The organism is Lachnoclostridium phocaeense (assembly GCF_959599685.1).
Taxonomy (GTDB): Bacteria; Bacillota; Clostridia; order Lachnospirales; family Lachnospiraceae; genus Claveliimonas; species Claveliimonas monacensis.
Map to the genome: position 1 here is coordinate 63,331 of NZ_CAUGIN010000001.1, position 25,017 is coordinate 88,347.

Genomic DNA, 25,017 nt, shown 5'->3' on the forward strand with positions numbered 1-25,017 from the left:
TATATGCACGGCTGTCCGCTTACTCTGTAACTGCGTTCTCCACCAGGAAGGTCACCGCCTCCTGTACAGCCATGTCTTCTTTCATCTGTTTTTTCTCGTCTTCGCCCATGTACTCTTTCAGCTTGTCAGCCTCCATCTTGTACATCTCGGCCATCTTCTGGATCTCCTCATCCAGCTTCTCATCGCTGATCTCAATGTTCTCAGCCTTTGCAACAGCCTCCAGCACAAGGCGTGTCTGGATGCGGTCCACTGCCTGGGGCTTCAGGTCCTCAAGCATCTTGTCTGTTGTCTGTCCTGTGAACTGGCAGTACTGCTCCATAGTCAGACCCTGCTGCTGCATCCTTCTTGCGAAGTCGTCCAGCATCTGTCTTGCCTGTGTGTCGATCATGGCATCCGGGATCTCCATGGTTGCGTTGGCAACTGCCTGCTCTACAGCCTGGTTCTCCTGTTTTGTCTTTCCTTCAGACTCTTTCTGCTCTTTGATCTTTGCCTTGATGTCTGCCTTGTATTCATCTAATGTGTCAAACTCGGAAACTTCTGCCGCGAACTCATCGTCGATCTCCGGGAGCTCTTTTGCCTTGATCTCGTGGATCATGCATTTAAATACAGCTTCTTTGCCCTTCAGATCCTCTGCGTGATAGTCTTCCGGGAAAGTAACCTTCACTTCTTTCTCCTCGCCGGAGTTCACGCCAACAAGCTGCTCCTCAAATCCCGGGATAAAGGAACCGGAACCGATGGTCAGCGGATAGTTCTCTCCTTTTCCTCCCTCGAAGGCCTCGCCGTCAACGAATCCCTCGAAGTCGAGGATCACTTCGTCGCCATCCTGTACCGGACGGTCCTCAACTGTGATGGTCCTTGCGTTCTTCTCAGCTTCCTCCTGGAGCTTTGCGTCGATCTCCTTCTGTGTCACGCGGTTGGAAACCTTGTCAACCTTCAGTCCCTTGTACTCTCCAAGTGTCACCTCCGGTTTCACGGCAACCTCTGCTGTAAAGATAAACGGCTTGCCCTTCTCGATCTGCACGATATCGATCTTCGGCTGGGAAGCGATCTCCAGCTCGCACTCGTCGTAGGCGTCGGAATATGCCTTCGGGATCAGCGCGTTTGCAGCGTCATCATAAAAGATCTCTGCTCCGTACATTTTTTCAATCATCTGGCGAGGAACTTTCCCCTTACGAAAGCCCGGGATGCTGATCTTGGATTTCTGTTTGTTGTAAGCAGTCTGAAGTGCCTTTTCCAGTTCTTCAGCAGAAACCTCGATGGTCAGCTTCGCCATGTTTTTCTCTAATTTCTCTACCTGTAAACTCATGAAAATATTCCTCCTGTTTCTAACCTGCCGTGGGCCCTCACAAAGCGCCTCTTCCAAAAAAGTATGCAAGGCAGGCATTCTGCATACACTCATTTAAAGAGTATAACACAAACCCTTCAAAATAGCCAGCTTTATTTAAGATAAATAATGGACTCAGCCACCTCATCCGCCTTCAGCTTGTCAGAGAGAACTTCCACCAGCTTCAGCCCGAAGTCAATGGCTGTTCCCATCCCCCTGCTTGTGATGATATTGCCGTCCTGGACAACAGGCGCCTTCACCAGTACCGCCCCGGCCAGCTTATCTTCAAAGGAGGGGTAGCATATGGCCCTCTTACCTTTCAGAAGTCCCATATTTCCCAGTATGCTGGGAGCCGCACAGATGGCGCCCACATATTTCCCGCTCTCGCAGAATTCCTTCACCACTTTCCGCACGCCCGGGTGTGCTTCCAGGTTCGTGGTGCCCGGCATGCCTCCCGGCAGGACCAGCATGTCAAACTCCGCAAACTCCACCTCATCGAACAGATCCTCCGTCTGCACGTTGATGCCGTGGGACCCGGTCACCATATAGTCGTCCGATATGGAGATCGTGTCCACATATATCCTTGCACGCCTGAGCAGATCCACTGCTGTGAGCGCCTCGATTTCTTCAAAACCATCTGCAAGTAACACTGCTGCTTTTTTCATTGCAATTCCTCCTCTTTTTATCCATATTGTTATAGTAGCAGACTGCTTCTCAAAAAGCAATTCATTTACATTTTTCACTTTTTATGTTATCCTGTAAGGGCAGGACCGCCGGTGCCTGCGGAAAGGAGATTACATCAATTATGGAAATCGAACGTAAATATCTGATCCCGGAGATCCCCTCCGGCCTGGATATACAGAAGACCCGCATCATTGAGCAGGGCTATCTGTGCACAGCCCCTGTGGTGCGCATCCGCCGGGACAACGACGACTATATACTGACTTACAAGTCCAAGGGCCTGATGGTGCGCGAGGAGTACAATCTTCCTCTGACCCGGGAGGCCTACGAGCATCTGAAAGAAAAGATCGACGGACGTCTCATACAGAAGGTGCGCCATGTCATTCCTCTTGGCGTCGGCCTGTCCATCGAGCTGGATGTCTTTCAGGGAGACTTAGCACCCCTTGTTCTGGCAGAGGTGGAGTTTTCCACCGAAGAGATGGCAGAGAGCTTCTGCCCGCCGGAGTGGTTCGGGGAAGATGTGACCTTCTCCAGCCAGTATCACAACAGCACGTTGAGCCAGCTTTGACTATTTCGCAACATTCTGTTGCTTTTATATGAATTTAGCTACGTTCCGTTGCATAATCATCCAGGGATCTGGTTAATTGCTATACTATGTGTTACCGAAAAACAGACGGAGGTACAGCAATGGCCAGCATCCAGCAGCTCGCAAACAATCTAAAATTTCTGCGGACCATAACCGGCAGGACCCAGGATGACCTGGCTGCCTATCTCAATATTTCCAGACAGGCGTACTCCCACTATGAGACATCCAAGCGGACGCCTGATCCGGATACTCTGCTGCGCCTTTCTTCTCTGTATCACGTCTCCGTTGATGTACTTCTGGGAATCGACCTGACTGCCTATTCCGCGAAATTCGCTGAGAGCGGCATGTTCATGGAGGAGTCCTCCTCATACATCACAAAAGCTTTGGGAGAGGACCTGTGTCTTCTCCAGCTCACAAAAGAAGAAGCGGAATTTATTACTAAACTCCGCCTTCTTCCACCTGCGGAAAGAGAAAAATTCTTCCGTCTTTCCGATATTTTCTTTCATAATCCCTGATAAAGTCTCTTCTCTGTCCTACTCTACAAGAGCAAGGGCAAATCCCTCATGCACTGCGTTCATTGCCTCTTCTATATCCTTTTCATCGATCAGCACAGTGATGCGGATCTCTGACGTTGAGATCATGTTGATATTGATGCGGGAATTGTACAGAGACTCAAACATCTTGGCAGCCACTCCCGGGTTGCTCATCATGCCTGCTCCCACAACGGAGATCTTTGCCACCTTTGCATTGTATGTAATATCCTGAATAGTCAGCGCCTCTTTGTGCTCCTCCAGCACTTCCAGCGCGCGCTTCAGCTCGTCTTCCGCAACTGTAAAGGAGATATCTTTTGTCCCCTCTCTTCCCACAGACTGGAGGATGATATCCACATTGATATTGTTTGCGGCAAGTGTATTAAAGATCCTGAAAGCGATGCCCGGCTTATCCTCCACACCTATAACAGAGATCCTGGCTGTATTTTTGTCGGCTGCAACGCCTGTAATTAACATTTTTTCCATCTTTACTTTCTCCTTGATAATCGTTCCTTCACTGCGGTTCAGACTGGATCTCACTACCAGCTCTACCCCGTATTTCTTCGCCATCTCCACAGACCGGTTGTGCAGCACCTTGGCTCCGAGAGTGGCCAGCTCCAACATCTCGTCGTAAGTGATGGCATCCAGCTTTCTGGCATCTTTCACTACCCTCGGATCTGCCGTGTAGACCCCGTCCACATCTGTATAGATTTCACATTTATCTGCATGGAGAACAGCTGCCAGAGCCACTGCCGTGGTGTCGGAGCCTCCTCTTCCGAGGGTGGTGATATCCTCATATTTGTTCACACCCTGGAACCCTGTGACAATAACAATCTTGCGGGAGTCCAGCTCATGGCGGATCCGCTTTGTATCGATGGACTTGAATCTGGCATTTCCATACCGGGAAGTGGAGTTCATCTTCACCTGGAACGCATTCAGGGAAACCGCCGGAACATGCATGGCATCCATGGCCATGGCCATCAGAGCCACCGATACCTGCTCTCCCGTTGTCATGAGCATATCCAGCTCTCTCTTTTTCGGCTCCGGGTTGATAGTTTTCGCAAGGGAGATCAGATCGTCCGTGGTGTCTCCCATAGCGGACAGCACGACGACCACGTCATGCCCTTCCCTGTAATCCTCAATGCAGCGCTGGGCCACATTGTAGATCCTGTCTTTGTCAGCGACGGAAGTTCCGCCGAATTTTTTTACAATCAGCATCTTCTCTTCTCTCTTTCCTTTATCTTTCATCCAGCTCCAGCAGATGGTCTATCAGCCTGTACCCATCCGGCCAGGAAAGGCCGCTCTGCCTGGCAGCACTCTCTCCGTATGTGTGGACAAGGCCACTGTCCGCTCTTCGGCTGTCATAGATCATATAGGGAACCGGATCCTTTGTGTGGGTGCGGACTTTGATGGGTGTGGGATGGTCGGGAAGCACCATGATCCGGTAGTCCTCCCCGGCCTGGTCCAGTCTGCCAGTGATCCGCCCGATCACTCTGCCGTCCAGATATTCGATGGCCTTGATCTTATCCTCTGTGCTGCCCTGGTGGCCCATCTCATCAGGCGCCTCCACATGGACGTAGGCAAAATCAAAGCCTCCCGTAAGAAGGGCATCCGCCGCCGCGTCCGCCTTTCCCTCATAGTTGGTGTGCAGTCCGCCGTTTGCTCCCTCCACCAGAATGCGCTCCATATCCGCCCCTACGGCCAGGCCCTTCAGAAGATCCACAGCCGAGATCATGACTCCCTTCTTCCCTGTCCTCTCCTCAAAGGAAGTCAGGGCAGGGCGGGTGCCGGCTCCCCAGAACCAGGCCGAGTTCGCCGGGTGGAGTCCCTTCGCCCGCCGCTCCTTGTTCAGCGGATGGGCGGACAGGATCTCATAGCTCTTTTCCATCATCTCCCGGAGCACCCTGTCCTCCGGGAGGTAGTCGCCTACCCGCTTTGTCAGTATATCGTGGGGAGGAGTCAGCTCAGATACCTCCCCATGGCTCCACACAAGGAGGTGCCGGTAACTTGTTCCCGCGTAAAATGCATAGCCTTCTCTGGCCAGCCCCTGTTTCAGAGCCTCCAGCAGGATCTCTGCGTCTTCCGTGGAGATCTCGCTGGAGCTGTGGTCTATCATATGTCTGTCCTCATATTTGTCTTCTTTCTCGGACAGGGTGACCAGATTGCACCGAAAGGACACATCGTCGTCCGCCATGTCCACGCCTATACTCAGCGCCTCCAGGGGAGACCGTCCTGTATAGTAGATCTTCGGGTCATACCCCATGACAGACAGGTTGGCCGTGTCGCTGCCCGGCGCCATATCCTCCGGCACCATGGAGGCCATACCGATCTCCGCCTTTTCGGCGAGGCGGTCCATCACCGGGGTGTCCGCTGCCTCCAGGGTTGTCTTTCCTCCCAGTTCCTCCAGCGGCCATCCCGCCATTCCATCTCCTAAAACAACTATATATTTCATCGCGTCTTCCTTTCTGATGCAGGGAAACTACTCTTCCACGCGGATCATGCCGAGGATCTGCCCTCCGAACTGCTCTGCCTTCTCTTCATAGCTGCCCTCCGGCATCTTCTCTGTCACAAATCCAAACTCACCGGACACTCCTTCTGCCTGGACAAACTGCACCATGCCAAAGACTGATGCCACTCTATCCTGCAGCTCTTCCCGGCTGCCCTTCATACGGACAAAGAATCTGCGTTCCACATCCCTGCGGTCCTCGAGAGCCAGCTTCTCGCTGCTCCACATAACACCCAGATTCCGGTCCAGATTGCGGGCCTCCTCCACGATATCGCCCACCACGGCGCTGGCCGTGGGCAGCTTGCCTGCGCCGCTTCCGTAGAACATGGCGTCGCCGAGCATATTGCCGTGGACAAAGATAGAATTGAAGACGCCGTTGATGGCAAAGAGAGGATGCTCTGCCCGCAGAAGGCAGGGAGCCACCATGGCGTTCAGCTTCTCTCCGTCTCTCTTGCATATGGCCAGGAGTTTAATGGTCATGCCCATGGCTTTGGCGTACTTCATATCCTCCACCGTGATCTTCGTGATCCCTTCACAGTAGATGTCCTCAAAATCCACCTGTTTCCCTGAAATGATAGAGGAGAGGATGGCGATCTTGCGGCAGGCGTCATAGCCCTCCACATCCGCCTCCGGATTGCGCTCCGCAAAGCCGTTGTCCTGTGCTTCCTTCAGCACTTCATCGTAGTCAGCACCCTCATAGAACATTTTTGTCATCATATAGTTCGTCGTCCCGTTAAGGATTCCTGTGATCTCCTCGATCACATCCCCTGTGAGGGAGGAGTGCAGGGGGCGCAGGATGGGAATACCGCCGCCCACGCTGGCCTCGAAGAGGAAGTTCACATTCTTATCCTTTGCGATCTTCAGAAGATCCGCACCGTGTTTGGCTACCAGAGCCTTGTTGGAGGTGGCCACGCTCTTGCCCGCCTCAAGGGACCGCTTCACAAATGTATATGCAGGCTCGATCCCTCCCATAACCTCCACCACGATCTTCACTTCTTCATCGCTGACGATCTCCTCAAAATCGTGGGTGATGAACTCCTGCACCGGATCATCCGGAAAATCACGCAGATCCAGCACATATTTGATGCGGAGCTCCTCGCCCAGCCTCTCATCGATGACTTTCTGATTGGTCCGGAGTACTTCCACCACACCGGACCCGACTGTTCCATAACCAAGTACTGCTATCTTTACCATATTTCCTCCCTTTTACTGCTGTGCCTTTAAGTATGCGTTCATAAACGGATCCAGATCCCCGTCCAGGACGGCCGAGACGTTGGCGCTCTCCTCCCCTGTCCGCCGGTCTTTCACCAGTGTGTAGGGCTGCATGACGTAGGAGCGGATCTGGTTTCCAAACCCGATCTCTTTCACCTCGCCCCGGATGTCAGACACCTTTTCTGCCTGTTCCTGCTCTTTCAGCAGCTTCAGCTTTGCCTTCAGCATCTGCATAGCCTTCTCTCTGTTGTGGTGCTGGGACCTTTCGTTCTGGCACTGCACCACGATCCCTGTGGGCAGGTGGGTGATACGGATTGCTGACGATGTCTTGTTGACATGCTGGCCCCCTGCGCCGCTGGCGCGGTAGGTGTCGATCTTCAGTTCATCATCCGGGACCTCGATGTCACCCACATTGTCCTCCATATCCGGTATGACATCACAGGAGGCAAAAGAAGTCTGCCTCTTTCCCGCCGCATTGAAGGGGGATATCCGCACAAGGCGGTGGACTCCCTTCTCCGACTTCAGGTATCCGTAGGCATTCATCCCATTTACTTCAAAAGTAACATTCTTGATGCCCGCAATATCTCCATCCAGGTAGTCCAGCACCTGAAGGCTGAACCCTTTCTTCTCCGCCCAACGGGTGTACATCCGGTAGAGCATACCTGTCCAGTCGCAGGACTCAGTGCCGCCCTCACCCGCGTGAAGAGTGACAATGGCGTTGCACCCGTCATACTCACCCGACAGCAGCGTCTGAATGCGGAGCGCCTCGAACTCCTCGGTAAACCGCTGCAGCTCTGATGCGATCTCCGGCAGCACCGACTCATCGTTCTCCTCCTCTGCCATCTCAATGAGCACTTCTATATCCTCATAGGTTCCCTTCAGTCCCTCCACTGTATCCAGCAGGTCCTTCAGATCTTTGAGCTCCTTCATCACATGCTGGGACTTGTCTGTGTCATCCCAGAATCCCGGCTCCTCGATCTTCCTCTCCAGTTCTTCTACCCGCTTTTCCTTGCCAGGGACGTCAAAGTGAATCCCTCATTCCGGCAAGAGGTTCCTCGTAAGCACTCAGTTCGCTTTTATACTGATCCAATACGACCACTTATCCTTCACCTCTTTCATTTCTATATTTATCCGGCTGCCCTACGCGCTCTGTTTGCGCCCGCAGCACTGTTTATATTTCTTTCCGCTTCCGCAGGGGCATGGATCATTTGGATAGATCTTCTTATCTGCCCTCTTCTTTGGAGCCCTCACAGCAGTGTCGTCCTTGTTGGTTCCTGTCACCTTGGCAACCTGCTCCCTCTCCACCTTCTGCTCGATTTTAATGTGGAACAGAGTGCGGATGGTGTCGGCCGTGATGGCCTTTGTCATATTGTCAAACATCTGGTATCCCAGCATCTTGTACTCGATCTTCGGATCACGCTGCCCGTAAGCCTGCAGTCCGATTCCCTGGCGGAGCTGATCCATATCGTCGATATGGTCCATCCACTTGGCGTCGATTACTTTCAGGAGGACAACCCTCTCTACTTCTCTTAAATGTTCCGGCTCCGGGAACTCTGTCTCCTTCATCTCGTAGGCCTTGACAGCTTTCTCCTTCAGGAAATGTTTCAGTTTCTTCTGATCCATCTTCTTCACATCTTCCGGAGTCACTGCCTCGATCATAGGAATCGTATTCTTCAGCGTCACATTCAGAGCTGTCAGGTCCCAGTCCTCCGGATCCTGGTCAGCAGAGATCTCTGTATCCACCATGTTCTCCACATACTCGTTGATCATATGGTAGATGGAGTCGCGCATGCTCTCGCCATCCAGGACTTTGCGCCTCTCCTCGTAGATGATCTCCCTCTGCTCGTTCATAACCTGGTCATACTCCAGCAGGTTTTTACGGATACCGAAGTTGTTGCTCTCGATCTTCTCCTGGGCTTTCTCAATAGCGCTGGAGAGCATCTTGTGTTCGATCTGCTCCCCGTCTTCCACGCCCAGAGCGTTGAATACGTTCATCAGACGCTCGGAGCCGAACAGACGCATCAGGTCATCTTCCAGAGAAATGTAGAACCTGGACTCGCCCGGGTCTCCCTGACGTCCGGAACGTCCGCGGAGCTGGTTGTCAATACGGCGGGACTCATGCCGCTCTGTACCGATGATCTTCAGACCACCGGCCGCCCTGGCCTCGTCGTCCAGCTTGATATCCGTACCACGGCCCGCCATGTTGGTGGCGATGGTAACTGCTCCGTGCTGTCCGGCCTGGGCTACGATCTCAGCCTCCATCTCATGGAACTTGGCATTCAGCACATTGTGCTTGATGCCCCTCTTCTTCAGCATGCTGCTGAGGTGCTCGGACACTTCGATGGTAATGGTACCCACAAGGACAGGCTGTCCTTTCGCATGGGCTCTCTCCACCTCATCGCACACGGCCCGGAACTTCTCCCTCTGGGTCTTGTAGACAGCGTCCTCCATATCCACACGGATCACCGGCATATTGGTGGGGATCTCCACCACGTCCATGCCGTAAATCTCACGGAACTCCTTCTCCTCTGTCAGGGCGGTACCGGTCATACCGCTCTTCTTTGCATATTTATTGAACAAGTTCTGGAAGGTGATGGTGGCAAGGGTCTTGCTCTCCCGCTTCACCTTCACATGCTCCTTGGCCTCGATAGCCTGGTGCAGGCCGTCAGAATAGCGCCGGCCAGGCATGATACGTCCGGTGAATTCGTCTACGATGAGCACCTCGTCGTCCTTTACCACATAGTCCTGGTCGCGGAACATGAGGTTGTGCGCCCGCAGGGCCAGAATGATGTTGTGCTGGATCTCCAGGTTCTCCGGGTCTGCCAGGTTCTCGATGTGGAAGAACTTCTCCACCTTCTTTACGCCGTCCTCTGTCAGGTTGACGCTCTTTTCCTTCTCATTGACAATAAAGTCTCCCGTCTCCTCGATCTCCTCGCCCATAATGGCGTTGATCTTGGAGAACTCTCCGCTGGCCTCGCCCTTTTCCAGCTGGCGGGCCAGAATGTCGCAGGCCTCGTAGAGCTTTGTGGACTTGCCGCTCTGGCCGGAAATGATCAGAGGCGTTCTGGCCTCGTCGATGAGCACAGAATCCACCTCATCGATGATGGCAAATTTCAGCCCCCTCTGCACAAGCTGCTCCTTGTAGATCACCATGTTGTCACGGAGGTAATCGAATCCCAGCTCGTTGTTGGTCACATAGGTAATGTCACAGTTGTAGGCTGCCCTTCTCTCATCATTGTCCATACTGTTGAGGACCACGCCCACAGTCAGCCCCAGGAACTCATGCACCTGGCCCATCCACTCCGCGTCACGCTTTGCCAGATAGTCGTTGACTGTCACGATGTGAACGCCCTCGCCTGTCAGCGCGTTCAGATAAGCCGGGAGGGTGGAGACAAGGGTCTTTCCTTCACCCGTCTTCATCTCTGCGATACGTCCCTGGTGGAGGATGATACCGCCGATGAGCTGTACTCTGTAATGGCGCATGCCCATCACGCGGGCAGCCGCCTCTCTCACAACAGCAAAAGCCTCCGGAAGTATGTCATCCAGAGTCTCACCTTTTGAAAGACGCTCTTTAAATTCCCTCGTCTTATCCTTCAGTTCACTGTCGGAGAGCTGCTTCATCTCCGGCTCCAGAGCCTCGATGTGATCCACAATGGGGTAGATACGCTTCAGCTCATTCTGGCTGTGTGTACCGAATATTTTTTCTATTAAACCCATGGTATTACTCCTTATCCAAAAAAATTACTCTATTCAACATTTTAACACCATCATCCGGTCAATTCAACATATTTATAAAGTGTTCATAATGTTCACAGACCCGTCATATTTTCCTTTTACCTGGCTGTGCCTGCCGAGTAATTTTTTACTTCATCATAAGGGATATCTCCTCCGTAGAGATCCAGGGCACTGCCGATGGTGAAATCCAGCCGCCCGCCGCTGACCCGCCGGAAGCGCTCCAACTCGTCCAGGCTGCTGATGCCGCCTGCATATGTAATGGGAATCCCCTGGACCCCTGCCAGCATTTCCACAAGCCCCTCCTCGATCCCTGCAGATTTGCCTTCCACATCCACGCCGTGGACCAGAAACTCATCGCAGTACTCCTTCATCCAGTATAGGATCTCCTCGCCAAGCTGCACCTTTGTAAACTTCTGCCAGCGGTCTGTCACAATGTAATATTTTCCGTCCTTTTTCCTGCAGCTCACATCCAACACCACATGGCCGGCCCCCACGGCGTCTGCCAGCTTCTCCAGATTTTCCCACTGCACCTGCCCATCCTTGAATACGTAGGATGTGACCACCACGTGGCTGGCTCCCGCTTTTATATAGGAAGAGGCATTGTCAGCGGTCACGCCGCCGCCGATCTGCAGTCCTCCCGGCCACACCGCCAGGGCCTCTGCCGCCTGCTGCCTGTCCGCCTCAAAGTAGGGGGATGATGGCGGGTTGAGGAGGATCATATGTCCCCCCTTCAGGTTGTCCCTGCGAAACATGTCTGCATAGAATGCCGCAGATCTCTCAGACACAAAATTCTCCTCTGCCTGGTCTCTCTCATCTTTCAGGCTTCCGCCTACGATCTGTTTTACTTTCCCATTATGTATATCGATGCATGGTCTGAATCTCATGGTCTCCTCCTGCCCGCACTGTACTCCTGCAGTCTTTCAAATTGTAATACCACAGGCGGAAAGGGAAATCCACCTGTGGCTCCTTCTTTTACTTCTTGATATCTTCCATTCCCTCTTTGACCTCATCGGCCATGTCATCCGCCCCATCACGGACTGCGTCTCCCGCCTCGTCCAGGACACCTTCATCTCTTGTCCCGTCTGTGGCGTCATTCATCGTGTTGTCCTGGGCCGTATTGTCCTGGGTCGCATTGTTCGGAGTCTCATCTTCCTGCTTCACCGCCCCATTATCCGCGTTATTATTTCCGCAGGCTGTCAGGGACGCGAATGACAGTGCGCATACCAGTATAAGAAGACCTTTTTTTAACTGTTTCATAGCAACTCTCCCTTTCATTGTTTTCTTTAGTTACTATCCGCAGTTCCATTTGTCTTTATGCGCACCTGTTTCGGGAAATTTTTTCCTTTTTTAAAGTTTTTCAGGGATCAGGCCGCTTCGGTAAGCGCCAAGGAGCTCGTTCAGATCCTGGATCTGCTCCCTCAGCCTGCGCCCGATATCCGTGTCACCCACCGTCTTCCTGGCCACAGTCCTCTTAACCACGATACTGTCCGAGTGGATGTCGCTCTCCTTCTCTATGGCTGCCTCTGTGGACTCAAAGGGCTCGTGGGCCGCCAGGATCAAACCGTAGGAATTGTAGATCAGGGTGTACCCGGCGATCCCCGTCTCTTTCTGGTAGGCCTTCGAAAATCCGCCGTCAATGACAAGCACCTTGCCTCCGCATTTTATAGGGCTCTCTCCTGCCTTGGACTTGACCGGCACATGGCCGTTTATAATGTGCGTTCCCTCCGCCGGCAGCCCGAACTCCTGCAGGATCCGATTGACCACGGACTCATCCTCCAGCAGCTCATAATAAGGATTCTTCCTCTCCTTGTGGGTCTCCTTCTCAGCCAGGAAATACCGCTCAAATGTGGCCATCTTGTCTTTGCCGAAGAGAGGCGAATTTTCGTGGAGCCAGATGTACCACATCATATCCTTTCCCCGCTCCCTTTCCTTCTTATCCAGAGCGAAATATCCTTTTCTCACATAACTCTCCAGCGCCTCGTACAGGGCTTTCCCCTTGTAGGCCCTCCCGTAAATGCGGACGGATTTCAGGGTGCCGTCCTGGTTTAAAGGCACGCATCCGTGATAGAGCAGGTTCTGGTTGTAGACTTTGTAAAGTCCGCCTTTGTTCAGCAGGAAACGCATGTGGGCCTGGAGCTTCTCACAGTTCAGAAATGCCTTTTCCAGCCGGTCCATGATGTCCGCCTCCTCCGGGGAGAAGGCATAGGGATGCTCCGGATCTACAGTGGGGAAATTCTTGTCCAGAAGCTCATAGTGTTTTCCCTCTATCTCGATGGTGCCGGACTCAAAGTCAATATGGTGCAGAAGATTCCTCTTCTCCAGCTTAAATCCGGGGTTCTTCCGGATGATCTGTCCCTCCGCCTTGAACTGTATAATGGAGATCGCCTTGTGCATCTTCATCTCCATCTCCCGCTCCCGCACAGTGGCTCCGCCCCTGCCTTTCAGCGCAAAACAGGTACATGGATCCTCCCCGTAGGTGTCCATGGCAAAGGAGGCCAGGGGGAGCAGATTGATCCCGTAACCGTCCTCCAGTATATCCAGGTTCCCGTATCTGGCGCAGATCCGGATCACATTGGCGATACAGCCTCTCTGGCCCGCGGCTGCTCCCATCCAGAGCACGTCGTGGTTGCCCCACTGGATATCCACCGAATGGTGCTGCATCAGCCGATCCATGATGATGTGAGGGCCCGGTCCCCTGTCATAGATGTCGCCCACAATGTGCAGGTGATCCACAGTCAGCCGCTGGATAACACCGCTCAGAGCCACAATGAACTCCTCCGCCCTCTCGGTCTCAATGATGCTGTTTATGATAGCATTATAGTAGAATTCTTTATCCCGAAGATCCGGCTTCTCCGTGATCAGCTCCTCGATCACATAGGCAAAATCCTGGGGCAGCGCCTTTCTCACTTTGGACCGTGTATACTTGCTCATAGTGCACTTGCACACTTCAATGAGCCGGTAGAGGGTGATCTTATACCAGTCCTCCATACACGGCTCTTCCCGTCGGATCCGGTCCATCTTCTCTCTCGGATAATAGATGAGCGTTGCCAGGGACTGCTTGTCCCTGGTACTCAGAGTGTTCCCAAACACATCATTGATCTTGCGGCGGATGGAGCCGGAACCGTTTTTGAGGACATGGGCAAACGCCTCGTATTCCCCGTGGATATCCGTCAGAAAATGCTCCGTAGCCTTGGGCAGATTCAGGATGGCCTGCAAGTTGATGATCTCCGTGGATGCCTTGGCAATCGACGGATACAGATCCGAGAGTCTCTCCAGATATTTCAGCTTCAGTTCTTCCATATTCTATTTCCTCCTGAGGGGGATGATCCCTGCTGCAGCTTACAGCTGTATCACATCAGACATGTCATAGCGGCCCGGTCCTTTGCCTGCCAGGAACTTGGCAGCGGCCACGGCCCCCTTTGCAAAAAGCGCCTTGGAGTAGGCTGTATGTTTGAACTCGATTACCTCGTCCTCCCCGGCAAAGATCACCTCGTGCTCGCCCACGATGGTGCCGCCCCGGACAGCTGATATGCCGATCTCATGGCTGTCTCTCTTCTTTCTCTGTCCGCTCCTGTCATAGACATATGCATAATCCTCCTCCAGGGCTTCCTTCAGGGAATCCGCAAGGGCAATGGCTGTGCCGCTTGGAGCATCCACTTTCTGATTGTGATGCCTCTCCACGATCTCCATGTCAAATCCCTCCGGCGCCAGCACTTTCGCCGCATCCTGCAGCAGCTTCATGAGAAGGTTCACACCCAGGGACATGTTAGCAGATTTCAGAAGAGCCGCCTTCTTAGCCGTCTCCTCCACCTTGCTCAGCTGCTCCTCTGAAAGCCCGGTGGTGCAAAGGACAACCGGCATCTGTTTCTCCCCGCACCAGTCCAGCAGGCGGTCCACAGCCGCCGCGTTGGAGAAATCGATGACAACGTCCGCCTCCACATCACACTCTCCGATGTCTCCAAAGACCGGGTAGTCATTCAGAGCCTGGGCCCTCATATCCACACCCGCCACGATCTCCATCTCCGGGTCTGCGGCCGCAAGCCTTGTGATGACCTGTCCCATCTTTCCGTTGCATCCATGCATGATCACTTTTACCATTTGTTTTTCCTCCATTGTATATATGTCATTATTTGCGTATATATATGCAAATATTATGCAAAAAGCAGAAAGGCCCCCTGCTCTTCTTCGCAGGAGACAGCCTTTCTGCCTCTGTCTGCCTTTTATGCAAGTTTGATTCCGAAATCTCTCATCGCCTGCGCCAGACTCTTCTCGTGCTCCGGCGACAGCTCCGTCAGCGGCATGCGAAGGCCTCCGCACTCCATTCCCATCAGATTGACAGCCTTCTTCACAGGGATGGGATTGACTTCACAGAACAGCTGCTCAATGAGTGGGATAGCCTTCAGCTGAAGCTCACAGGCACCCTGCACATCCCCGGCAAAAAATTTCGCACAGATATCATGCGTCTCCTTGGGAGCCACATTTGACAGGACTGAGATCACGCCTTTTCCGCCCAGGGACAGCAGGGGCACGATCTGGTCGTCATTGCCGGAATAGAGATCGATATTCCCATCTGTCAGACTCATGATCCTTGCCACCTGGCTGATATTGCCGGAGGCCTCCTTCACACCCACAATGTTGGGCACTTCCTTCACAAGGGTAGCCACTGTCTCCGGCGCGATATTCAGCCCTGTCCGGCTGGCTACGCTGTACATGATGATGGGCGCCTTGGCCTCGCTGGCCACAGCCTTGTAGTGGGCGATAAGTCCATTCTGCGTAGCCTTGTTGTAGTAGGGCGTCACGATCAGCAGTCCGTCCACCCCGTCCTCCACAGCTTCCTTTGACATATCGATGGTCGTATATGTAGCGTTGGAACCGGTTCCCGCGATCACGGGAAGACGGTGCTTTGTGCGCTCTACCGCAAATTTGATACACTCCATATGCTCCTCTTCTGATAAAGTGGATGACTCTCCCGTCGTCCCGCAGATGATCAGACTGTCCGTTCCGTTCTCGCAATGGTAGTCGATCAGCTCATCCAGTTTATCAAAATTCACGCTTCCGTCTTCGTGAAACGGAGTAACCAGCGCTACTCCTGCACCTGTAAAAATAGCCATTGTCTTCCTCCTGCCCTTCAAAAAATTTATCTTTCAAAAAGTGTATCATTATTCATTTCCGATGTCAATGGACCCCTCAGTCATCCATGCACTCCAGCTTGCTCACAGACACCTCGTAGGCCGTCCTCTTCTCCGACTCAGTCTCCGACAGACGCTTCACATACTCCCTGCTCTGGATCCTGCCCAGCACCTGCACGTGCTCTCCCACCTCAAAAGAGGCGGCAAACCGGGCATTCCTTCCCCAGCAGATACAGGGGATATAGTCGGACTTCCCGTAGGGCCGGTTGACAGCCAGCAAAAGGTCCGCGATTTCCCTCCCAAGGGGCGTCTTCCTGTAGACAGGCAGCTTGCAGATGTAGCCGTCCAGCAGGATGGTGTTGGTCTTGGCCCCGTCCGGCTCCTCGTCGATGAAAGACACTTCCCGCACAAAGACGGACAGGATCAGCCGGTTCTTCTGCTCCTCGTGGCGGTTGTAGGACCGGAACTGCCCGCTGGCCATGATAAATTCGCCCGTGTAATCCTGTGTCACGTCCAGAAGCCGCTCCGAGATCATAAGCGGGATCCTGTCCTTGGAGGTGCTCAGACGCCGCACCAGCACATCCACCATGTAAAACCCTTCCCCGAACACTGTGTGGCTGAATGTGAATCCTGATGCAATCTGCCCCATAATAGTTACCTGGTTGTTTTCAATGATCTTATCTGACATGGTCTTAAAATCTCCCTTCCTCTTGATCGTATTTTGATGCTTTTAGAGTCACTACCTAATCTATGCGGGATTCACACATATTAGAACTATATTCCTTGTTTTTTTTCCGAAATATGGTACACTATTAAAGTTACAGAAAAAAAGTTTTAAAATAAGAAGAGAAAAGGAAGATTTCATATGAAGACAAAACGCGAAGATGTGCGTAATATTGCGATCATCGCCCATGTTGACCATGGCAAGACAACACTTGTAGATGAACTTTTAAAGCAGAGCGGCGTGTTCCGTGAAAACCAGGAGGTGGCCGAACGGGTCATGGACTCCAATGATATCGAGCGGGAACGTGGAATTACCATTCTCTCAAAAAATACAGCTGTCTTCTACAAGGGGACAAAGATCAATATCGTGGACACACCGGGTCATGCCGACTTCGGAGGCGAGGTGGAGCGTGTCCTGAAGATGGTAAACGGTGTCATCCTCGTGGTGGACGCTTTTGAGGGCGCCATGCCCCAGACAAAATTCGTCCTGCGCAAGGCACTGGAACTGGATCTGCCCGTCATCGTCTGCATCAATAAGATCGACCGGCCGGAAGCACGGCCCGCGGAGGTCATCGACGAGGTGCTGGAGCTCCTCATCGATCTGGACGCCTCCGAAGAGCAGCTGGACTGCCCCTTTGTCTACGCCTCCGCCAAAGACGGATACGCCATGCTGGACATGGAGGACAAGCCGGAAAATATGGTCCCGCTTTTTGAGACGATCCTGGACTACATCCCCGCCCCGGAGGGGGACCCGGATGCCGGAACCCAGGTACTTATCAGCACTATCGACTACAACGAGTATGTGGGAAGGATCGGCATCGGCAAGGTAGACAACGGCACTATCCGCACAAACCAGGATGTGGTGGTTGTCAACCACCACGACCCGGAGCGCCAGGCAAAAGTGCGCATCAGCCGGCTCTACGAGTTTGACGGGCTGAACCGGGTGGAGGTAAAAGAGGCCTCCATCGGATCCATTGTAGCCATATCCGGCATCTCGGACCTGTCCATCGGAGATACCATCTGTTCACCGGAAAGCCCCCAGGCCATCCCCTTCCAGAAGATCTCCGAGCCTACCATTGCCATGCAGTTCAAGGTCAATGACAGTCCATTTGCCGGCAAGGAAGGAAAGTACGTGACATCCCGGCACATCCGCGACCGCCTGTTCCGGGAACTGAACACAGATGTCAGCCTCCGGGTGGAGGAGACAGAAGACATGGACACGTTCAAGGTATCCGGCCGCGGCGAACTTCATCTGTCCGTCCTCATTGAGAACATGCGCCGGGAAGGCTATGAATTCGCCGTCAGCAAGGCGGAAGTCCTCTACAAGAAGGACGAGAACGGCAAAGTCCTGGAACCTATGGAGATGGCCTACATCGACGTGCCGGATGAATTCACAGGCGTGGTCATTGAGAAGCTGGGCCAGAGAAAAGGTGAGCTGCGCAGCATGGGCCCCATCGGCGGCAATTACACCAGGATGGAGTTCTCCATCCCCTCCAGGGGACTCATCGGATACCGGGGTGATTTCCTCACCGACACAAAGGGAAATGGGATCATGAACACGGCTTTTGACGGATATGCACCCTACAAAGGCGATATCCAGTACCGGAAACAGGGCTCCCTCATTGCCTACGAGACAGGAGAGTCTGTCACCTACGGCCTGTACAGTGCCCAGGAGAGAGGCGCACTCTTCATCGGCCCCGGCGAGAAGGTGTACGCCGGAATGGTCATCGGCGAAAACGGCAAGACGGACGATATCGAGGTCAACGTGTGCAAAACCAAGCACCTCACCAACACCCGCTCCTCCAGCGCGGACGAGGCGCTGCGCCTGACTCCTCCGCGAATCCTGAGTCTGGAGCAGGCTCTGGATTTCATCGACACGGATGAACTTCTGGAAGTGACGCCCAAATCCCTGCGGATCCGCAAGAAGATCCTGGATCCCAAGCTGCGCAAGCGGAGCAACAACAAATAATCAATCTGATCACAAGGAGCATTTATGGATTTTTTATGGTTTCTGGAAAATCTGCGCACTCCCGCTGCAGACCAGATCATGCAGTTTATCACATATCTTGGAGAGGAGACAGCGGTCATACTGGTGCTCTGTCTCCTCTACTGGTGTGTCAGCAAAGAGCTGGCTCTTAAGATCAGCTTTTCCTACTTCCTGGCAGGGCTTGCTGTGCAGACGCTGAAGGTCACTTTGCGCATCCCCCGCCCCTGGGTGCTGGATCCTGCATTCCCGCCGGTGGAGAGCGCCGTTCCGGCCGCCACGGGATACTCCTTTCCAAGCGGCCACACCCAGAGCGCTGCCTGTCTGTACGGCTCTCTCGGTGTCCATGCCTCCAGAAAAAGCATAAAATTCCTCTTCTTTGCTGTTGTCATCCTGGTCGGATTTTCCCGCATGTACCTGGGATGCCATACCCCCTGGGACGTGCTGGCCTCCCTGGCCATCTCCGCCCTTTTCATCTGGCTGACACAGCGGCTGCTCCCGCGCCTTATAGCCAGGCCAATCCGCGCCCGGATCTTATTCGGGTTTCTTCTCCTTGTCTGTCTGGGCGTTATGGTCTGCGCTCTTGTACTCCTCAACTGCGGCCTCCTTCCTCTGGCTTACGCCGCGGACTGTTTTAAAGCCGCAGGAGCCGGACTTGGTTTTACCGTGGGATGGTATCTGGAGGTCACCAGGCTCCGGTTTCAGACCGCCGCGCCCCGGCTCTGGATGCAGGCAGTCAAATTTTTTGCCGGTATTTTGGGAATTTTAGTCCTGGATGCTCTGATTCCTCTCATTACCGGTGAATGTGTGATTGCAAAAATCATAAAATACTTTATACTGGTATTATGGATCATGGTCATCTACCCTGCTCTGTTCAGCCGGGTGGTCCCGCCCTGTCCGAAAAAATAATACCCAAAGGAGAAGCCTATGAAAAAGTATTTTGCCGCCTTCCTCTCCCGCCTGGCCATGTTCATGGAATTTTTCATTTCCATCATGCTTGCTGTCGGCATCATCCTGCTGTGCCTGCGTCTGGCCAGCTCACTGATGTATATACCGGACCTGGACAAATATCCGAACTACGAGGATCTGCTCGAAGCCTGCTTCGAGCTCATCATTGGTGTGGAGCTGATACGAATGATGTATTACCACACGCCGGACACTGTATTTGAAGTGCTCCTCTTTGCCATCGCAAGGCAGATCATCATGGACCACTCTTCCGCCTTTTCCAGCCTGATCGGCGTGTGCGCCATCGCCGTCCTGTTCGCTACAAGGAAGCACCTCTTCTTCGGCTTCGATCTGGCGGACAAAAATCTGTTCCGGGGGTCGTCCCGGGTGCGGGTGGTAAACAAGCTCATGGGGTGTCAGATCCCACATGAGACGGACGCCGAGACCCTGGAGGAGGTCCTCCGCGCCAGGTGCGCCGCCGAGGACATAGAGCCCAAAGAGGGCGCCTGCGTCTATTTTGAGGATACAGGGCTTCGGGTAGCCAAAATGCGTGACGGAAAAATTTCAAGAATTGAAGTAATACATGCTATACATTGACAGAAAAACATGCTATACTCGATATATCAGATAGAAATGAATTGTCCTACATTTTTGTCAGACATTATTTCTCCTGAAATCATATCGTAAAGGAGTTGGACAGCATGAAATTTATCATTAGTGGAAAAAACATCGAAATCACGCCCGGCTTAAAAGACACAGTCACACGCAAGCTCGGCAAGCTGGAGAGGTACTTTACTCCGGACACCGAGATCATCGTCACACTGAGTGTGGAAAAGGAACGCCAGAAGATTGAGGTGACCATCCCCGTAAAGGGAAACATTATCCGCTCCGAGCAGGTCAGCAGCGACATGTATGTATCTATTGATCTTGTAGAGGAAGTCATTGAGAGACAGCTCCGCAAATATAAAACCAAGCTCATCGCAAGGCATCAGGACGGAGGAAACTTCAAGCAGGAATTCTTCGATGAAGAAGACGCTCCCGAGAGCGACGAGGAAATCCGGATCGTCCGCACAAAGCGTTTTGGCATCAAGCCCATGTACCCGGAGGACGCCTGCATCCAGATGGAACTTCTGGGGCACGACTTCTTCGTATTCTGTAACGCTGAGACAGACGAGGTAAATGTGGTATACAAAAGAAAGAACGGAACTTTTGGCCTGATCGAGCCGGAATTCCAATAAAAATTCAGCTTATCACAGACAGGTCCTGGAATGATCTCATTCCAGGACCTGTATTTTTCCGTCTATTTCGCCGTAAAAGCATGTGCCCGCCTCTTCTATCACGGCCCTGCCGTTGGTTCCGTCTGTGAGTTCCTCTTCAAGGGCAGACCGTATCTTCTCCGGCGCCAGAGCTGTCAGCTCCACCTTCTCTGTGTAAGCGCTGTCAAGCACAGGGATCCCTCTCTCCCCCAGTATGTACTGGATCTTCCCCAGTCCTGTATAGTCTGTGGTGATCTTCAGTTTAATCCCCTGTATCCTGGTTATAATCAGAGAGGAGGACAGCCCTTCCTTAGCCGCCCCCTGGTAGGCCCGCACCAGCCCGCCTGTGCCAAGGAGGATCCCTCCAAAATACCGGGTCACTACCACGGCCGTGTCGTGGATATTTTCCCCAAGAAGCACATCCAGCATGGGCCTGCCCGCCGTACCGCCGGGTTCCCCGTCGTCGCTGTACCGCTGTATATCCTGCCTCTCCCCTATGACATAGGCATAGCAGTTGTGTCTGGCATCCCAGTATTTTTTTCTGACCGACTCGATAAATTCCACAGCCTCCTCCTCGCTCTTTACCGGGCGGACTGTGGCGATAAATCTGGATTTTTTCTCCGTGATCTCCCCCTCGCCTCCGCGGAATACCATTTTGTGATCCAATTTACCTTCTCCCCTTTCCTGCGCACTGTTACCTATTACTATAACGGATTTCTTAAGTTTTTCCTACCTAAATATGAAGTTTTCATTTTTTTCTTTATTTCAATATGCATATTTGCTATAATGTCTAAAGTATGAAGGAGGCTGAATACATGAATTATGGAAAGAAAAAGGCTTCTAAAAAACAAAAGCAGATAACGTCGAAATCCACCATGCAGGGAAAGCGGGTAACCGTCCGGCTGCTGAAAGCTTTTATCCTGTGTGTTCTTGCCATATGTATCATCGGAATGATCGGCGGTCTGATTTTTGTGAAGAGGATCCTTGACAATTCCCCGGAAGTCACCCCGGACGACGTCCGGCCCAAGGGCTACACCACCATCGTCTACGCTGACGACGGCGCCACAGAGCTGGAGCGGTTCGTGGAGGCCGGGTCCAACCGTGAATACAAATCCATCGACCAGATCCCCGTGGATCTGCAGCATGCTTTCGTCGCCATTGAGGACGAGCGTTTTTATGAGCACAACGGCATCGACCCCCAGGGTATCCTGCGTGCCGGTATTATAGGTATTACTTCCGGAGATTTCTCCCAGGGTGCCAGCACACTGACGCAGCAGCTCATAAAGAACAATGTCTTTCCCGACTTCGTAAATGAGGAGACCTTTTACGACCGTCTGGAGAGAAAGATCCAGGAGCAGTTCCTGGCACTGGACATTGAAAAACAGATGTCAAAAGACGAAATTATGGAGGCATATCTGAACACCATCAACCTGGGCCAGAATACCCTGGGCGTGCAGTCCGCCTCCAAGCGTTATTTCAACAAAGATGTATCGGAGCTGACCCTCTCCGAGTGTACCGTTCTGGCTGCGATCACCCAGAACCCGTCCCTCTACAATCCCATCACAAACCCGGAGGACAATGCCAGAAGGCGCACGGAAGTTCTGAACAGGATGCTGGACCAGGGGTACATCGACCAGGCAGCTTACGATGAGGCCGCAGCAGATGATGTGTACACCAGAATCCAGGCTGTCAATGCAGCCATCGGAGAGGACTCACCTTATTCCTATTTTATAGACGCTCTCTCCGAGCAGGTCATCGATGACCTCATGTCCCGCCTGGGCTACACAGAGAGCCAGGCCTACAACGCCCTCTACAGCGGCGGACTGACTATCATCTCTACCCAGAACACTACCATGCAGCAGATCTGCGACGAGGAAATGAACAATGACGCCAATTTCCCCTGGCTGAAGGAGTACGGTCTCTCCTACGCTTTGACTGTCACGAGGGCAGACGGCACGATCGAGAACTATGGCTCAGAGGCTGTACAGAATTACCGTGCCAGCACCTACGGCGTAGAGTCCGCTCTGACCTTCTCATCCGAAGAGCAGGCCAGAGCCATGGTGGAGGAGTGGAAGGCCACCATCGCCCAGGAGGGAGACACCTACGACGAGCGCATCACCATCACCCCACAGCCCCAGGCCTCTGTCACCATCATCGACCAGGCCACCGGGCAGATCAAAGCCATGGTTGGCGGCCGCGGCGCCAAGGAGACCAGCCAGAGCCTGAACAGGGCCTACCAGGGCTCACGCAGGCAGCCAGGATCCTGCTTCAAGATCCTTGCCACCTACGCTCCCGCCCTGGATACAAACCAGATCACGCTGGCCAGCGTCTTCAACGACAAGCCCTGGCATTATTCCAACGGCACGGAATTCAAGAACGTGGGCAACAGATACTACGGCAATGTGACCGTCAGGGAGGCCATCGCACAGTCCATGAACTCCGTGGCTGTGCAGACCATACAGCAGATCGGACCACAGCTTGGCTATGAATATGCAAAGAACAACTTCTCCATGAGTACACTGATGGAGGAAGATATGTACGAACCAATCGCTTTAGGAGGCGTCAATGGTGTGTACAACTATGAGCTGTGCGCCGCGTTCGCTTCCATCGCAAACGGCGGCGTGTACAACACACCTACCTTATATACAAAGATCCTGGACCACGACGGCAACGTGCTGATCGAGAATCCCACAGAGTCCCACCAGGCCGTCAAGGAGAGTACAGCCGCTCTCCTCACAAGCGCCATGGAGAGCGTTGTGGAGGAGGGAAGCGGAAGCGCCGCAGCCCTGGACAATATGCCGGTGGCCGGCAAGACAGGTACGGCAGACAACGACAAGGATATCTGGTTCTGCGGCTTCACCCCCTACTACACCTGTGCGGTGTGGGGCGGATATGACGATCCGAAATCCATGACCAACATTGACACCACCTTCCGTTTCCGCATCTGGAAATCCATCATGAGCCGCATCCATGCGGGTCTGGAGACCAAACAGTTTGAGATGCCCACCTCCGTGGAGCAGAAAACCATCTGTACTGAATCCGGAATGCTGGCACGGCCGGGATGCCCTTCAAGAACAGAGTACTTTGCAACGGACAACGCGCCCACAGAGACCTGTACAGGGCACGCTTCTTCAGAACAGCCGGCAGACACCTCCGAAACAGAAGGGAGCACAGATACTGGCACTACTACTGATCCCACAACACCTGGTGACGGCAGCACCACTACCGATCCAGGTACCGGTAACGGCGGTTCTACCACCGATCCGGGTACCGGCGGTGACGGCGGCAGCACTGATCCGGGTACCGGCGGTGACGGCGGCAGCACTGATCCGGGTACCGGCGGCGAGAGCGGCGGTCAAGCTACCGGTTAAAAACAAAAAGCGAATCGAAAAAATCAGGTATGAATGTTTCGTTCATACCTGATTTTTTATTGCAGACCTGATATACAAAAACGTGATCAGAGGATCATCCTGGCAGCTCCGCAAATGCCTGCGTCGTTCCCCAGCGTAGCCAGCACGATCTTCGTGTCCTTGTTGGCAAAAAAGGCCTTCTCCTGGAAAGGCTTATCTATGAATGGCAGAAGGGCAGGGCCTGCATTGGAGACTCCTCCGCCGATAACAATCCTCTCCGGGTCTGTGATGACCGCCATATTGGCAAGGGCATGTCCCAGATAGGCGCCAAATTCTTCTGCGATCTCTGTTGCTATCCTGTCTCCTTTTTTTACTGCGTCAAAAACAGATTTTGCGCTCATGTTCTTGCCCTCCAAAATGGTTTTCTCATGGGGCTTGGCAAGACGCAGTTTCGCAAGCCGGGCTATGCCTGTGGCGGACGCGTACTGCTCCAGACACCCGGTCTTGCCGCAGCCGCACTTTTCTGTCTCATTATAATTCACGCAGATATGTCCGATCTCTCCGCCTGCTCCATTGGCCCCCGCAATGATCTGTCCGTGGCAGATGACACCGCCGCCCACGCCGGTCCCCAGCGTCACCATGATCATATTACTGCAGCCTTTACCTGCTCCCAGCCACATCTCGCCAAGGGCCGCCACATTGGCGTCATTTCCGATCCTGGCGCAGACACCCGGCAGCAGCTCCTCCATCTCTTTTTTGACATTCTTGTATCCCCAGCCAATGTTGGCGCTGTTCTTTACAATGCCTTCCTCGCTGACCGGAGCCGGAACACCGATCCCGACACCTGCCATATCTTCGATGGAGATCCCTTTTTCCTCCATCTTACTGCGAACAGAAGCTGCAATATCCGGGAGGACTTCTTTTCCCTCATTTTCCGTGCGGGTCTTGATCTCCCACTTCTCAAAAAGCTCTCCCTCTGTTGAAAACAGCCCCATTTTCACTGTTGTTCCGCCAATATCTACTCCAAAACAATACTTCATCTTGTAACTCCCTATT

General features: G+C 53.2%; 22 protein-coding genes. 7 read left to right on the plus strand and 15 right to left on the minus strand.

The features are described 5' to 3' along the window. Window positions 1–19: 19 nt before the first annotated feature. Together tig and Q5911_RS00295 are read right to left on the minus strand one after the other, a co-directional pair. Window positions 20–1,306, minus strand: a complete 1,287-nt coding sequence (tig, locus tag Q5911_RS00290; RefSeq protein WP_087175196.1) for a trigger factor — start codon at window positions 1,304–1,306, stop codon at window positions 20–22. Between the two features lie 131 nt (window positions 1,307–1,437). Next, a complete protein-coding gene (locus Q5911_RS00295; protein WP_303180060.1) occupies window positions 1,438–1,989 on the minus strand; it encodes a DJ-1 family glyoxalase III in 552 nt (183 codons plus the stop codon). A 140-nt stretch (window positions 1,990–2,129) separates the two neighbouring features. Between Q5911_RS00295 and Q5911_RS00300 the strand changes: the two genes are divergently transcribed. Both Q5911_RS00300 and Q5911_RS00305 read left to right on the plus strand, forming a co-directional pair. Further along, complete coding sequence (locus Q5911_RS00300) at window positions 2,130–2,573, plus strand: CYTH domain-containing protein (RefSeq protein WP_303180062.1); 444 nt, start codon at window positions 2,130–2,132, stop codon at window positions 2,571–2,573. 119 nt (window positions 2,574–2,692) lie between these two features. Next, a complete protein-coding gene (locus Q5911_RS00305) occupies window positions 2,693–3,106 on the plus strand; it encodes a helix-turn-helix transcriptional regulator (protein WP_303180064.1) in 414 nt (137 codons plus the stop codon). Between the two features lie 18 nt (window positions 3,107–3,124). Here the strand turns inward: Q5911_RS00305 and Q5911_RS00310 are convergent, their stop codons facing one another. From Q5911_RS00310 to Q5911_RS00360, 11 genes are all read right to left on the minus strand, one after another. Beyond that, window positions 3,125–4,339, minus strand: a complete 1,215-nt coding sequence (locus Q5911_RS00310) for an aspartate kinase (RefSeq protein ID WP_076780733.1) — start codon at window positions 4,337–4,339, stop codon at window positions 3,125–3,127. 19 nt (window positions 4,340–4,358) lie between these two features. Next, window positions 4,359–5,573: a cofactor-independent phosphoglycerate mutase gene (locus tag Q5911_RS00315; RefSeq protein ID WP_076776626.1), complete on the minus strand. Its 1,215-nt coding sequence runs from the start codon at window positions 5,571–5,573 to the stop codon at window positions 4,359–4,361. A gap of 27 nt (window positions 5,574–5,600) precedes the next feature. After that, entirely contained in the window at window positions 5,601–6,821 is a 1,221-nt protein-coding gene (locus Q5911_RS00320) for a homoserine dehydrogenase (RefSeq protein WP_076776624.1), read from the minus strand. Window positions 6,822–6,833: 12 nt separating this feature from the next. Continuing rightward, window positions 6,834–7,938, minus strand: a protein-coding gene (gene prfB, locus Q5911_RS00325) for a peptide chain release factor 2 (RefSeq protein ID WP_303180066.1) whose coding sequence is annotated in 2 segments (ribosomal slippage) — window positions 6,834–7,862 and window positions 7,864–7,938 — 1,104 coding nt in all. Because the reading frame shifts where the segments join, the coding sequence is not laid out codon by codon here. 41 nt (window positions 7,939–7,979) lie between these two features. Beyond that, window positions 7,980–10,556 carry a preprotein translocase subunit SecA gene (gene secA, locus Q5911_RS00330; RefSeq protein WP_303180068.1) on the minus strand — a complete coding sequence of 859 codons (2,577 nt, stop codon included), beginning with the start codon at window positions 10,554–10,556 and terminating at the stop codon, window positions 7,980–7,982. A 116-nt stretch (window positions 10,557–10,672) separates the two neighbouring features. Next, window positions 10,673–11,458: a phosphoribosylformimino-5-aminoimidazole carboxamide ribotide isomerase gene (gene hisA, locus Q5911_RS00335; RefSeq protein WP_076776618.1), complete on the minus strand. Its 786-nt coding sequence runs from the start codon at window positions 11,456–11,458 to the stop codon at window positions 10,673–10,675. A gap of 88 nt (window positions 11,459–11,546) precedes the next feature. Then, window positions 11,547–11,831, minus strand: a complete 285-nt coding sequence (locus tag Q5911_RS00340) for a hypothetical protein (protein WP_076776616.1) — start codon at window positions 11,829–11,831, stop codon at window positions 11,547–11,549. A gap of 90 nt (window positions 11,832–11,921) precedes the next feature. Further along, a complete protein-coding gene (locus tag Q5911_RS00345) occupies window positions 11,922–13,874 on the minus strand; it encodes a fructose-1,6-bisphosphatase (RefSeq protein WP_226394530.1) in 1,953 nt (650 codons plus the stop codon). A 39-nt stretch (window positions 13,875–13,913) separates the two neighbouring features. Next, a complete protein-coding gene (dapB, locus tag Q5911_RS00350; RefSeq protein ID WP_303180070.1) occupies window positions 13,914–14,672 on the minus strand; it encodes a 4-hydroxy-tetrahydrodipicolinate reductase in 759 nt (252 codons plus the stop codon). Window positions 14,673–14,794: 122 nt separating this feature from the next. Further along, window positions 14,795–15,685 (minus strand): 4-hydroxy-tetrahydrodipicolinate synthase, encoded by an 891-nt coding sequence (gene dapA / locus Q5911_RS00355; RefSeq protein ID WP_076776609.1) that lies wholly within the window; start codon window positions 15,683–15,685, stop codon window positions 14,795–14,797. A 76-nt stretch (window positions 15,686–15,761) separates the two neighbouring features. After that, entirely contained in the window at window positions 15,762–16,391 is a 630-nt protein-coding gene (locus tag Q5911_RS00360; protein WP_076776607.1) for a single-stranded DNA-binding protein, read from the minus strand. Window positions 16,392–16,568: 177 nt separating this feature from the next. Here Q5911_RS00360 and typA point away from each other — a divergent pair, with 177 nt between their 5' ends. From typA to hpf, 4 genes are all read left to right on the plus strand, one after another. Next, window positions 16,569–18,395 carry a translational GTPase TypA gene (gene typA, locus Q5911_RS00365; protein WP_076776603.1) on the plus strand — a complete coding sequence of 609 codons (1,827 nt, stop codon included), beginning with the start codon at window positions 16,569–16,571 and terminating at the stop codon, window positions 18,393–18,395. A 24-nt stretch (window positions 18,396–18,419) separates the two neighbouring features. Next, window positions 18,420–19,319 (plus strand): phosphatase PAP2 family protein, encoded by a 900-nt coding sequence (locus Q5911_RS00370; RefSeq protein ID WP_303180073.1) that lies wholly within the window; start codon window positions 18,420–18,422, stop codon window positions 19,317–19,319. A gap of 18 nt (window positions 19,320–19,337) precedes the next feature. Then, the gene (locus Q5911_RS00375) at window positions 19,338–19,952 is read left to right on the plus strand and encodes a transporter (RefSeq protein WP_303180075.1); all 615 of its coding nucleotides are present in this window, start codon (window positions 19,338–19,340) and stop codon (window positions 19,950–19,952) included. Between the two features lie 104 nt (window positions 19,953–20,056). Next, window positions 20,057–20,593 carry a ribosome hibernation-promoting factor, HPF/YfiA family gene (gene hpf / locus Q5911_RS00380; protein WP_076776598.1) on the plus strand — a complete coding sequence of 179 codons (537 nt, stop codon included), beginning with the start codon at window positions 20,057–20,059 and terminating at the stop codon, window positions 20,591–20,593. A gap of 36 nt (window positions 20,594–20,629) precedes the next feature. Here the strand turns inward: hpf and Q5911_RS00385 are convergent, their stop codons facing one another. Beyond that, a complete protein-coding gene (locus tag Q5911_RS00385; RefSeq protein ID WP_076776595.1) occupies window positions 20,630–21,265 on the minus strand; it encodes a YigZ family protein in 636 nt (211 codons plus the stop codon). Window positions 21,266–21,426: 161 nt separating this feature from the next. Here Q5911_RS00385 and Q5911_RS00390 point away from each other — a divergent pair, with 161 nt between their 5' ends. Further along, window positions 21,427–23,982: a transglycosylase domain-containing protein gene (locus Q5911_RS00390; protein ID WP_303180077.1), complete on the plus strand. Its 2,556-nt coding sequence runs from the start codon at window positions 21,427–21,429 to the stop codon at window positions 23,980–23,982. 86 nt (window positions 23,983–24,068) lie between these two features. Here the strand turns inward: Q5911_RS00390 and Q5911_RS00395 are convergent, their stop codons facing one another. After that, window positions 24,069–25,001, minus strand: coding sequence for an ROK family glucokinase (locus tag Q5911_RS00395; protein ID WP_303180078.1), 933 nt, complete (start codon window positions 24,999–25,001; stop codon window positions 24,069–24,071). Between the last annotated feature and the right edge of the window lie 16 nt (window positions 25,002–25,017).